The 11521-nt window shown below is 49.7% G+C and carries 15 protein-coding genes; 6 read left to right on the top strand and 9 right to left on the bottom strand.

Features of this window, described 5'->3' with window-relative positions:
- Nucleotides 1–30: 30 nt before the first annotated feature.
- Nucleotides 31–1083 (bottom strand): hypothetical protein, encoded by a 1053-nt coding sequence (locus V0288_RS16930; RefSeq protein WP_332866318.1) that lies wholly within the window; start codon nt 1081–1083, stop codon nt 31–33.
- Between the two features lie 286 nt (nt 1084–1369).
- Between V0288_RS16930 and V0288_RS16925 the strand changes: the two genes are divergently transcribed.
- Nucleotides 1370–1579, top strand: coding sequence for a hypothetical protein (locus V0288_RS16925; protein ID WP_332866317.1), 210 nt, complete (start codon nt 1370–1372; stop codon nt 1577–1579).
- A gap of 38 nt (nt 1580–1617) precedes the next feature.
- Here V0288_RS16925 and V0288_RS16920 read toward each other — a convergent pair whose 3' ends face one another.
- Nucleotides 1618–2022 (bottom strand): type II toxin-antitoxin system VapC family toxin, encoded by a 405-nt coding sequence (locus V0288_RS16920; RefSeq protein WP_332866316.1) that lies wholly within the window; start codon nt 2020–2022, stop codon nt 1618–1620.
- Nucleotides 2015–2227, bottom strand: a complete 213-nt coding sequence (locus V0288_RS16915; protein ID WP_332866315.1) for a hypothetical protein — start codon at nt 2225–2227, stop codon at nt 2015–2017. The genes V0288_RS16920 and V0288_RS16915 overlap by 8 nt, the downstream gene beginning before the upstream one ends.
- Nucleotides 2228–2468: 241 nt before the next feature.
- Between V0288_RS16915 and V0288_RS16910 the strand changes: the two genes are divergently transcribed.
- From V0288_RS16910 to V0288_RS16895, 4 genes are all read left to right on the top strand, one after another.
- Nucleotides 2469–2672 (top strand): type II toxin-antitoxin system HicB family antitoxin, encoded by a 204-nt coding sequence (locus V0288_RS16910; RefSeq protein ID WP_332866314.1) that lies wholly within the window; start codon nt 2469–2471, stop codon nt 2670–2672.
- A 90-nt stretch (nt 2673–2762) separates the two neighbouring features.
- Nucleotides 2763–2987 (top strand): type II toxin-antitoxin system HicB family antitoxin, encoded by a 225-nt coding sequence (locus V0288_RS16905; protein WP_332866313.1) that lies wholly within the window; start codon nt 2763–2765, stop codon nt 2985–2987.
- Nucleotides 2984–3169 (top strand): type II toxin-antitoxin system HicA family toxin, encoded by a 186-nt coding sequence (locus V0288_RS16900; RefSeq protein ID WP_332866312.1) that lies wholly within the window; start codon nt 2984–2986, stop codon nt 3167–3169. The genes V0288_RS16905 and V0288_RS16900 overlap by 4 nt, the downstream gene beginning before the upstream one ends.
- Before the next feature lie 272 nt (nt 3170–3441).
- The gene (locus tag V0288_RS16895) at nt 3442–4914 is read left to right on the top strand and encodes a BCD family MFS transporter (RefSeq protein WP_332866311.1); all 1473 of its coding nucleotides are present in this window, start codon (nt 3442–3444) and stop codon (nt 4912–4914) included.
- 111 nt (nt 4915–5025) lie between these two features.
- On the opposite strand, the gene pstB (V0288_RS16890) is transcribed toward V0288_RS16895, so the two are convergent.
- From pstB (V0288_RS16890) to pstS, 4 genes are all read right to left on the bottom strand, one after another.
- On the bottom strand, nt 5026–5817 hold the full coding sequence (gene pstB / locus V0288_RS16890) for a phosphate ABC transporter ATP-binding protein PstB (RefSeq protein WP_332866310.1): 792 nt from the start codon (nt 5815–5817) through the stop codon (nt 5026–5028).
- A 48-nt stretch (nt 5818–5865) separates the two neighbouring features.
- Nucleotides 5866–6750: a phosphate ABC transporter permease PstA gene (gene pstA, locus V0288_RS16885; RefSeq protein WP_332866309.1), complete on the bottom strand. Its 885-nt coding sequence runs from the start codon at nt 6748–6750 to the stop codon at nt 5866–5868.
- A 6-nt stretch (nt 6751–6756) separates the two neighbouring features.
- Nucleotides 6757–7731 (bottom strand): phosphate ABC transporter permease subunit PstC, encoded by a 975-nt coding sequence (gene pstC / locus V0288_RS16880; protein ID WP_332866308.1) that lies wholly within the window; start codon nt 7729–7731, stop codon nt 6757–6759.
- Nucleotides 7732–7792: 61 nt separating this feature from the next.
- On the bottom strand, nt 7793–8806 hold the full coding sequence (pstS, locus tag V0288_RS16875) for a phosphate ABC transporter substrate-binding protein PstS (protein WP_332866307.1): 1014 nt from the start codon (nt 8804–8806) through the stop codon (nt 7793–7795).
- A 405-nt stretch (nt 8807–9211) separates the two neighbouring features.
- Between pstS and V0288_RS16870 the strand changes: the two genes are divergently transcribed.
- Complete coding sequence (locus V0288_RS16870; protein ID WP_332866306.1) at nt 9212–9637, top strand: hypothetical protein; 426 nt, start codon at nt 9212–9214, stop codon at nt 9635–9637.
- Nucleotides 9638–9674: 37 nt separating this feature from the next.
- Here the strand turns inward: V0288_RS16870 and pstB (V0288_RS16865) are convergent, their stop codons facing one another.
- Both pstB (V0288_RS16865) and pstB (V0288_RS16860) read right to left on the bottom strand, forming a co-directional pair.
- The gene (gene pstB / locus V0288_RS16865) at nt 9675–10472 is read right to left on the bottom strand and encodes a phosphate ABC transporter ATP-binding protein PstB (protein WP_332866305.1); all 798 of its coding nucleotides are present in this window, start codon (nt 10470–10472) and stop codon (nt 9675–9677) included.
- 164 nt (nt 10473–10636) lie between these two features.
- On the bottom strand, nt 10637–11443 hold the full coding sequence (gene pstB / locus V0288_RS16860; RefSeq protein ID WP_332866304.1) for a phosphate ABC transporter ATP-binding protein PstB: 807 nt from the start codon (nt 11441–11443) through the stop codon (nt 10637–10639).
- Nucleotides 11444–11521: the final 78 nt, after the last annotated feature.

Here is an 11521-nt window from a genome sequence, read left to right as displayed (position 1 = left end):
AATTGGTTCGCACACTGTTGCTACTGTACCTCATCTATCTGAGAAAGGCTGTAAATAAATTTCTTTCTCTGATTGTATTTGATTAAATAAAACACATAAATTTCTTTCTGGATCTATATTTAGCCAAATAAAGGGTGAGATCGCATAGTTATTATTTTTTAAATCTATCAGTGGTTGTATGGCGATATCGGGACAACGAATTCCAAAATTCCCAAAAGTAACTTTTTCAAAAATTTTCTGAACAATATTTCTCGGCTGACCGCTATATTTAGTAATAAGGTTTACTAATTTTTGTTTTTGTATTACCCAAACAGAAGATTGATACCCCCAGTCTACAGTCATTTGAGCGAGTTCAATTTTAGCAATATACCAAGCATATGAAAGTGCTTGTATAGTCACTATTACCGCCTTGAATTGTGAGATTGTAAAATCAGAAAATTTCCATTCATCTGGCAAATGATACTCGCTCAAAAAAATCTCTTTCCAGAAAAAAATCATAGTCGAACTGAAATTAGTATTAAAATCAATATCGAACATTTTTTTTGTGATGTTGAATTTAGTGTTTTTAACAACCTCTTCTTTTATTGAATCTATAAATACTGATTCTCTATTTTTGTTTTTAGTTAATCTATTATAAGCTTCATATTCTGGCTTTAATTCAGTAAAATTACTAAAATTATTTATAATTAATTTATCACCAGATACTGATAAATCAATCTTGCCTCTATGCCATAATGGAAATATTATACAATAATTCCAGTAATGTTTTGACTGCTTTATCCATTCATGAGCGAGTCCGTAATGTTCATGAATTAGTTTTTTAGTAAGCTTTAAACAACTTTGATCCGATTCCTTTAAACAGATTCTTAATGGATGCGAAATCCAGTTTATTAAACTATCAGTAAAAGCTGGAATTTCTTTGCTTGATAGTGCTTTTATATGTGTATAATGATAATAATAATCTTCTGTTACCGCAAGCAATGTCCATATCGCTTGTGTATAGCCAATTTGTTTAAGCTTGTTAGAGCTAAAAGCAAAATCTATGTCTTGCTCACATTTTTTTATAATTTCTTCGTCGTTCATTGTTTAATTACCATAAAGACGATCTCGACTATTAATTCGATCTAAATACACACCCTATCATACCAAATTTGTGAGATCCGCAACCAAATAGATTTAAACTCATCGATCGAGAAATCTAGCGCCCGCGTGGTTTGCGAGTGTAACGCGCCACCTCAAGAATTTTATCGATCGATCGCCGTACCGTTTCCGAGGATCGATCGAGTCGATCGCTCTTTAAACCCGAAAAGAAAAAACTAGATCGAGTTATACTAGAACTATAGAATCTCGCTGAGGAAATCTGAAAAACATGACCGATCGCCAGCAATTAATGCGAGAACTCGAACAGACTCCCGACGAGCTAGTACCAACCGTACTAGATTTTTTACATCGGCTGAAAGCGACCCGCGCAAACCATCCGCTCGCGAAATTCGCGGGAATTTTAAGTGACACGGAAGCCGAAGAAATGCGGAGAGCGATCGCCGTCGAATGTCGGCAGGTAGATGAAAATGAGTGGTGAGATCGATCGAAATAACTTTTCCGCTCGAATCGACCCGATTATCTCATCCAAGCTTGAAAGCCGGCTTGGGTGAAATGTTTATCGAAAGTTAAGGCTCGATCGATCTGGTATTGCCTCATCACCACGAAAGAAAGACAATCTACTAGCCCCCATTCTTTATCTTGATGCTGTCGGTAAAAATTGACGGCTCGATCGAATAACTCGGGCGTTAGATTAACCATTTCAACCCGATCGGAACCGAGCAGACAATGAATTAACTGTATCGCTTGTTCTCGATAGTTTTTGGATAAAGCGTTGCCCACTTCAAACAAGATAATATTCGTGCAAAAATAAGTGCAATTCTCGGTTCGATCGGCTAACTCTAAAGCTTTTTGATGATATCGATCTTGTTTATTAATCAAAGCTACCAAAAATAAAGTATCGATAAAAACTTTGTCACTCATCGATGTCTCTTCCTAATTCCTTGGCGATCTCGATCGAAAATTCTGGAGACGCGTCAATTTCTATTTGCCGTAATTGAGCCATTAAACTCGGACGGGGGGAATCTTCTCGCTCGTCGTGTAGCTGTTTGATAACCTTATAAACTTCGGTTAGTTGTTCTTCTGTCAAATTGTCAAGTTCAGTTTCGATTAATTTTTTAATTGCCATAAATACGACCTCGACTGACAATTTCGTTTAAATACATACCTGATTATACTCAACTTGATGAGATTCCGCAACGGGATAAATTTAGACTTATCGATCGGGAAATCGATCGATCGCGGGGAGCGCGAGTGTAACACGCCATCCCGAGAATTTTAGCACTCGATCGCCGTACCGTTTCCGAGGATCGATCGACGGTAGAAAAAAATTTGCTATATTGCTAGATACTGTATCGATCGAAAAAGTTATGAAATGGCGAGTCGTTCTTGAACCCGATCCCGAAACGGGAGATCGGGCTGTTTGGTGTCCGGAATTACCCGGCTGTACTTCCGCGGGGATAACCGAGGAGGAAGCGCTAGATAATATACGGGAAGTGATCGAGCTATATCTACAACCCGATACCCTCGATCTGAATCCAGGTGCGGTTATTCGCGAGGTAAGCGCGGGATAACTCGCCTCCGGAGTCAGAATTTTCGATCGATCGCCGGGTTGCCCTCTAACGAATTTTCAGTATAATCGTCTAAAAACATTGAGGAAAATTATGCAAATTCAAATAACGAAGGTTTTCCAGAAAGTCCCCGAAGGTTATATCGGCTTTGTCGAAGAATTACCTGGAGCCAACACCCAAGGGAATACTTTAGAAGAGACTAGAGAAAATTTAGAGGAAGCGATCGCCTTAGTATTGGAAGCGAATCGATTATTAGCGGAAGAGCAGATCCGAGGACAGGACGTGATTCGGGAATCCGTGGTTTTCTCAGTAGTTTGAAGCGTAGGGATTTGCTCCGTCACCTCGAAGCCAACGGTTGTGAGCTTTTACGAGAAGGTGGGAATCATACCCTCTATATAAACCGTACCGCTCTAAAATCTTCAACCATTCCCCGCCATCGCGAGATCGATGACTTTCTCGCCCGTAAAATCTGTCGCGATCTGCAAGTACCGGAGCCGTAAACGAAATAAGTTACGCGACCTCTTTAAGAATTTTCCCGATCGCCCGAAGCGCGTTCACGGCGATCGAACTACCGTTTCCCAAGTTCGGCGAATGGCAGAATATCTATTCCTAGAGGGTTGACAGATAAACATTTATCCGTTAGAAACATCGAACGATCGAGAGTCCACAATCGATCGAAGATATCCGACTCCGATCTCGAAACGCCGGGCGATCGCTTTCCCCTTCCGCGTTACAGTAAATAATTACTGGCGTTTTTCCCGATAATTTTCCGATGGCTACTAGCGACATCCCGAATCCCGCGCACCTCTCCGAGAAACCCCTGCCGAAACTGAAACTCCTCACCATGTTTCGCCTGGGACTCTTTCAGATGGGACTGGGAATCATGTCCCTGCTGACCTTGGGCGTTCTCAACCGGATCATGATCGACGAGTTGAAAGTGATCCCCTTTCTGGCCGCGGCGGCGATCGCCATGCACCAGTTCGTCAGCCCGGCGCGGGTGTGGTTCGGGCAGATGTCCGACGCGCGACCCCTATTCGGTCGGCATCGTAGCGGTTATGTCTGGATCGGTGCCGCTCTATTCACCGGCCTCGCGTTCATCGCCCTCCAAACCGTGTGGCAGTTGGGAATCAGTATTCAAACCTCCGGCTGGAGTCCCGTCACCTACGCCTGGACGGCCGCGGTGGCCGCGGTTTTCGCCCTCTACGGGTTAGCCCTGAGCGCGAGTTCCACCCCCTTCGCCGCGTTACTGGTGGACGTGTCCGACGAGGAAAATCGCTCGAAATTAGTCGGCATCGTCTGGTCGATGCTCATGGTCGGGATCGTTGTCGGGGCGATCGTCAGTTCCCGTTTACTGGATAGCCCGAATATCTGCGGCGCGGAAATTCTCACCTACGACCCCACCCGTAGCGCGCCGGTCGCCGATATCGCCAAACTTCAGGCGACGATTAACCCGGTCTTTACCCTGATGCCGGCGATCGTTTTCGGTCTCTGTATCCTCTCCACGTTCGGTATCGAGAAAAAATACTCCCGATTCAGCCTTCGATCGAACCAAATCGAGCGTGAAGACCAGATCACGATCAAACACGCCCTCGGAGTCCTGACCGCCAGCCGTCAGACCGGTTTATTCTTCACCTTCCTGTTGGTAATGACCGTCAGCCTGTTCATGCAGGACGCGGTGATGGAACCCTACGGGGGCGAGGTTTTCGGGATGTGTATCGCGGAAACGACCAAATTAAACGCCTTCTGGGGAAGCGGAACCCTCTTCGGCATCGCCAGCACCGGATTTTTCCTCGTTCCCCGTGTCGGTAAGCAGAAAGCGACCAAATTCGGCTTAATCTTCGCCGCTATCTGTTTAATCCTGCTAATCTTCGCGGGATTTTCCGCCAACCAAAGTTTATTAAAATCCGGCTTACTCTTTTTCGGGTTAGCGTCGGGAACGATCACCGCCGGCGCGACCAGTCTGATGCTCGATCTGACCGCCGCGGAAACCGCGGGAACCTTTATCGGCGCGTGGGGCTTATCCCAGGCGATCGCGCGGGGATTAGCGACGGTTCTAGGCGGTACGGTGTTAAATATCGGCAAAGCCATGTTTTCTCTCCCCGCGCTCTCCTACGGCCTCGTATTCTTTCTACAAGCCGTGGGAATGCTCGTCGCGGTGTGGTTGTTGGGTCGCGTGGATATCAAGGAATTCAAGGAAAACGCGCGCGCCGCGATCGCGACGGTGATGCGCGGGGAGATCGATTAATCGAGAGAGCGGACGGAATCGATAAACGTCTCACCGCCATCGCAACCCGTCTGGAGGAATGAACCGGAACACGGTAAGGCGAAAAGCGAAAACATTCAAAAAACGATCGCCCTAACCGAAACGTCCCGCGACATAATCCCGCGTCTGTTGTTGGCTCGCGTCGGTGAAAATTTTCTCGGTGGTATCGCACTCGATCAGGCGGCCGACACGGGTTTCATCGGCATTGAAAAAGGCCGTTCGATCGGACACCCGCGACGCTTGTTGCATATTATGGGTGACGATGACGATCGTGTAATTTTCCTTCAACTCGTGGATTAATTCCTCTACCTTCAACGTCGAGATCGGGTCGAGCGCCGAGCAGGGTTCATCCATTAACAATACCTTCGGTTTGATCGCCAAAGCTCTCGCGATACACAATCTCTGTTGTTGTCCCCCCGATAGTCCCAGCGCGGATTTATTCAAAACATCCTTAACCTCGTTCCACAACGCCGCGCCCTGCAAAGCGGATTCGACGATCGCGTCCAACTCCGCGCGGGAAACCGATCGGAAAATTCGCACCCCGTAGGCGATATTATCGTAAATACTGGCGGGAAACGGGTTCGGACGCTGGAAAACCATCCCCACCTGTCGCCGGAGCGTGTTTAAATTCACTTTCGGCGCGTAGATATCCTGTCCGAAAAAACGCACCTTTCCCTTCACCGTCACCTGTCCCTCTAATTCGCCGATGCGATTGAGCGCTTTTAAGAGCGTCGATTTGCCGCACCCGGACGGGCCGATCATCGCCGTTACCTGTTTCCGGGGGATCTCCAGATTTACCCCCTCCAGCGCTTTTTTCGTACCGTAAAAAAAGCTAAGATTTTCCACGTCGATCGCCGGGGTAGATAGAGAGGTCGCTGTCTGCATAGTTGAGGAATCCATATCGATCGCTAGAGAACAATTCGGGTAAAAAAACTAACTTTTCCGTTTCTTGGTGACGAAACGGGATAAAAGACTGGTAATTAGCACCAACACGATTAACACCAGAGAAGCCGTCCACGCGATGGCGTTTTGCTCCGGGTAAGGGGAACTCGCGTAGTTATAGATTAAAACCGGCAACGATGCCGTAGGTTGCCATAATCCCTGTTGCCAGAATTGACTGAATAACGCGGTGAACATCAAGGGCGCGGTTTCCCCGGCCGCGCGCGCCACTGCCAGTAATACACCGGTCATGATCGGGGCGATCGCCGCCGGTAGAATGATCCGAAACACCGTATCGAAACGGGAACCTCCCAGCGCCGACGATCCCAGCCGGTAGGACATCGGGATTAACTTCAGCGACTCCTCCGTGGTCAGGGAGATAATCGGTAACATGATCACCCCCAACGCCAGCGCGCCGGCCACCGCGGAGAATTGTTTCGTGGTGATCACTAAAACCCCGTAGGCGAAAACCCCGACGATTACCGAGGGGGTACTGCTAAGAACGACGATGGCGAAACGCAAAATCGCGCCGAGTTTCGAGTTTCGGGCGAATTCCGAGAGAAAAACCCCCGTTAGGATACCGAGGGGAACGCTTCCGAGGGTAGCGAGACCGACCATCGTGAGCGTACCGATAATCGCGTTGGCGAAACCGTTGGGAGTTCCGTCTTCCACCCCGATCGGCGCGGGTAAGGAGGTGAAAACCTCGGGTTTTAGCCCCGGAAAGCCTTCGACGATGATTTTAAAGAGAATGGCGAAAAGAGGTAAGATTGCGACCGCGCTGAGGGCGATCGCCAATACCGTGAACCCGTTGGTAAAAAAACTCCGAAACGGGGATAGGGGTTTCTGTAGGTCTTCCGCTAGATAGGATCCGTCGTTCATAAATTTTTAGCGACCGCGGTTGATAAACTGCACCAGTAGCGCCGCGATACTATTCACGGCTAACGTGATCAGAAAGAGAATTAACGCCAGATACATCAACGCGCCGATATGCACTTGCTCGAAGGCTTCCGGGAAGGTATTCGCCAGTACCGCGGGAATGGTATAGCCCGGCGCGAGGAGAGAGGGGCTGATAATCGACGAGTTCCCGATCACCATCGCGACCGCCATCGTTTCCCCCAGCGCGCGACCTAAACCGAGGATAATCGCCCCGACAATGCCGGAACTCGCGGTCGGTAGCAGAACTCGCCAGATCGTTTCCCAACGGGTAGCCCCCAAAGCCATCGACGCGCTCCGCAATTCTTTGGGAACGGTTAACAAAACATCGCGACTGATGGCGGAGATCGTCGGCACGATCATCACCGCCAGAATTACCCCCGCGATCAACATACTGGGGCCGAGCGGTTGGGTGCTAAAGAGGGGAAACCAGGCAAAATTTTGGAATAACCATTCTTGAATCGGTTTAATGATCGGGATCAGTACGAAAATCCCCCATAACCCGATGATCACGCTGGGAATCGAGGCGATTAATTCCACGAGAAAACCGATCGGGTAGCGTATACTCGCGGGTAAAAAATTCTCGCTGGTGGTTAGCGCGACCGCGAGGGAGAGGGGGATAGCGATCGCTAGCGCGAGGAGCGAGGAGATCACCGAACCGTAGATAAACGGCAAACCGCCGAATTCTAGTTTATTCACGTCCCAGTTCGTTCCCCACAAGAAACCGAGACCGAACTGTTCGATCGCCGGCCGCGCGTCTTGAAACACCACTTTCGCGATCCACAGCAGGAAAACGATCCCCGACGCGGCACAAAGCCACACTAGCCCCGTGAATAGTTGATTCAAAAGGCCGGACGCGCCTTGACTTTCGGTAATATCGACACGGGATAGGTCATCCGAGTCGAGAGGTTCGGAAATATTCGCCATAACGCTTTACTTTCATACGGTGAGGTTCACCGTCCGAAAACGATGAACCCCCTTTAGAATCTTACTTGATCTTCTCCACCGCGGCTAACGCTCTTTGCGTCACGACCGAGGGAATCTTGGTGTACTCTAGCTGGTTGTTGATCGCCTGTCCGGAGGTCAGCACCCATTTGAGCAATCTTTTAATCTCGGTTGCTTTTTTCGGGTTGCCGTAATCGGTTTTCACCAGTAACCAGGTGATCCCGACGATCGGGTATCCTTGAGCCGGATCGTCCACGTTCGCCGTGAAATCGGGGTTGAAGGTGATCCCTTTCATGGCGTTATTGGCTTCCGCGAGGCTGGGTTCGACGTATTTACCGGCTTTATTCTGCACTTTCGCCGTTCTCAGCGCCGGCCCCTCGTTTTTACGGGCGAAGGTATCTTGAACGTAACCGATCGCTCCCTCGTTCTGTTTTACGAGCGCGGCCACGCCATCATTTTTCGGCCCCTTGAGAACGGTGAAACCCCAGTTCGGTTCTTTACTGGCTCCCACTTTGCTCTTGAAGGTGGGACTCTGAGCGCTCAGGGCCGAGGTGAAGATTTCCGTGGTACCGCTACCGTCGGCTCTAACCACGACTTTGATCGGTTTGTTCGGCAGTTTCGGATCGACTTGGTTCCAGTTGGTGATCTGGCCGCTAAAAATTTTCCCGAGTTCGTCGCGGGTGAGTTGAACGTTATTCACGCCGGGGAGATTGTACACTACCGCGACCGCGCCCCCGGCGGTAGGAACGAGGATCAAACCGTTTTTCATCCGGCCTTTCTCCGAACCGGAAGGGGCCACGTCGGAAGCCCCGAAGTCCACGGTTCCGGCGATGAACTGACGGATACCCGCGCCGCTACCGACCGCGTTGTAATTCACGGTCACGCCGGTCTGTTTTTGATAATCGGAGAAATAACGCTGGTACAAAGGAGCGGGGAAAGTCGCGCCGGCCCCGTTAATGGATTGGGCGAACGCGTTCGCGCCCGTCACCACCAGAACACCGGTAGCGGCGAAGGAAACGGCACAGACGCGAGTTAACGTAGTCGTCGAGAACACCATAGTTTTTTCGGGAGAGGCTAAACAAATGTAGCTGTTAATCTTTTCTCACGATATAATTTATAGCAGAAGTTTCGGTTTTTGATCCAAAAAAATTTCAGCTTTTTTGAAGGTTAAGAACGGGTAAAATTTTTATTAAAAACCTCTTAAACATCATCGATAAATTTATTGTAAATATCGCTCGGATATTGTCCGAATCCTCTCGAAATCTTTATAAAAAAACCTTGACAGAACGACACTTCTGTTGATATTGCTTTCGCTCTCTCTTTTGTAGAGTTTGTTCGAGGGATTCCGTTGTCGTCGGGTTGAAGGTCGATCGATTTCCCGAACCTCGAACCCGATGGGGATGTCGATCGAGACCCGTCCGTATAGGATCGATCGGGAAACGCGCGACACGGTGGAAAAAGCGTGGATATCGAATTCGCGAACGCGGGGACGCTCGACACGAACGGTACGGGATGGTTGATCGGCTTCGGTGATTGGACGAAAGCGATCGAGACGGGCGGAACCGCTCTACGCTGTATGCCGGAAAACGCCCTAGCCCGTAATCTTCAGGTCAAATGGATGATACACCCGGCCGGAGACGATCGGGGAACGCGCAAACCGATCAGTGTCGGACGCAGTATCTCGATCCTCGCGAGCGAGTCGGGACGGTTCCGATTGGAATTTTCTCCCGACGCGAATTTTCCCGAGGGACGAACCGAGTGTTACACGCTCGAAAAACACGGCGATCTCGTCATCTGGGGGGAGAATATCTATCATCGCTGGTTCGTCGAGGCGGCCTGCACGATTATCACGATCCGCTGGACTCCCGTGGAATCCGTTGACGCGTGAGTCAAAAAGACCGTCGATCGGGTTCGATCGCCCGATCCTAGCCGAAACGACCGCTCACGTAATCCCGCGTCGCTTCTTGGGAGGCATCTTGAAAGATCTTCTCGGTGCGATCGTACTCCACCAGATAGCCCACTTTCCCGCCTTTCGGGGTCGGTTCCGCGTTAAAAAACGCCGTCAGATCGGAAACCCGCGAGGCTTGTTGCATATTGTGGGTGACGATGACGATCGTGTACTGTCGTTTTAACTCGTGGATTAACTCCTCGATTTTCAAGGTGGAAATCGGATCGAGCGCGGCGCAGGGTTCATCCATCAATACCACTTCCGGTTGGATAGCGATCGCCCGGGCGATACACAAACGCTGTTGCTGTCCTCCCGATAATGCCAGTCCGCTTTGTTTTAACTTATCCTTCACATCATCCCAGAGAACCGCCCGCCGTAGGGATTCCTCCACTAATTGATCCATATCCCCCCGGTAGCCGTTCAAGCGCGCCCCGAACGCGATATTCTCGTAGATCGATTTCGGGAAAGGATTCGGTTTCTGGAACACCATCCCGATACGACTCCGCAAACCGACCGGATCGACATTCGCCCCGTAGATATCCTTCCCGCGAAACGTGACTCTTCCCTCGATCCGCGCGCTTCTTATCAGATCGTTCATCCGGTTAAAACAGCGTAAAACCGTACTTTTTCCGCACCCGGAAGGGCCGATAAAAGCGATCGCCTTCTTCTCGGGAATATCGAGATTCACGTTTCTCACGGCTAGATGGGAGCCGTAGTAAACGTTCAGATCCTTCGATCGTAAAACCGCGTCGGTAACAACATCGGGGGTGTACATAATGGTTTCGGGATAGGTAAGTTAAGTGGGGATGGGGAGTTCGGAGTTCGGAGTTCGGAGTGGGAAATCAAGATAGAGAGGAGATAATTTCGAGAAAAAATCGAGAGTTTCGAGAAAGTTACTCCCCACTCCTGACTCCTGACTCCTGACTCCTGACTCCTGCTTCAACCGAAACGACCCCTGACGTAATCTCGGGTCGCTTGCTCTTTGGGGTCGCCAAAAATCTTTTGTGTTTCGTCAAATTCTACGAGATAACCGACCTTGCCACCTTTATCCGTCGGTTCCGCGTTGTAAAAGGCCGTTAGATCCGCCACGCGGGTCGCCTGTTGCATATTGTGCGTGACGATAATAATCGTGTAGCTTTCTTTCAACTCGTGCATCAATTCCTCGACCTTGAGGGTGGAGATGGGATCGAGCGCCGAACAGGGTTCATCCATTAATAATACTTCCGGTCGCGCGGCGATCGTCCTCGCGATACAGAGACGCTGTTGTTGTCCTCCCGACAGGGAAAAACCGCTTTCTTTCAGTTTATCTTTCACCTCGTCCCAGAGTGCCGCGCGCCGCAGGGAGGTTTCTACCAACTCATCGAGATCGCCTTTATAGTGATTAATTCGCGCCCCGTACACCACGTTATCGTAAATCGATTTCGGGAACGGGTTCGGACGCTGGAAGACCATACCGATGTATTTTCGCACTCGAACGGGGTCGATATCGCGCCTGTAGATATCTTGACCGTGATAGTATACTTTCCCGTCGAGACGGAACCCGTTAATCAGGTCGTTGAGTCGATTAAAACAGCGCAGGATCGTGCTTTTCCCGCATCCGGACGGGCCGATAAACGCCGTTACTTTGTTTTTCGGGATGTCGAGCGTTACATCGCGAACGGCCCGATAATTCCCGTAATAAATATCCGCTTTCTCGACTCTTAACACGGTTTCCGATCGATTCGCCGTGGTCGTGTAACGATCCATATCCTTTGTTTCCTGGGTTTGAGCTTATTTTATCGCTTTCGGGAGAGGTTTCTTATCCCCTGGACGGGCGAGGATGGA

This window comes from Pannus brasiliensis CCIBt3594, assembly GCF_036688125.1.
GTDB lineage: Bacteria > Cyanobacteriota > Cyanobacteriia > Cyanobacteriales > Microcystaceae > Pannus > Pannus brasiliensis.
Note: the sequence above shows the minus strand (reverse complement) of the source record. Positions and strands in the feature narration are given on the sequence as shown.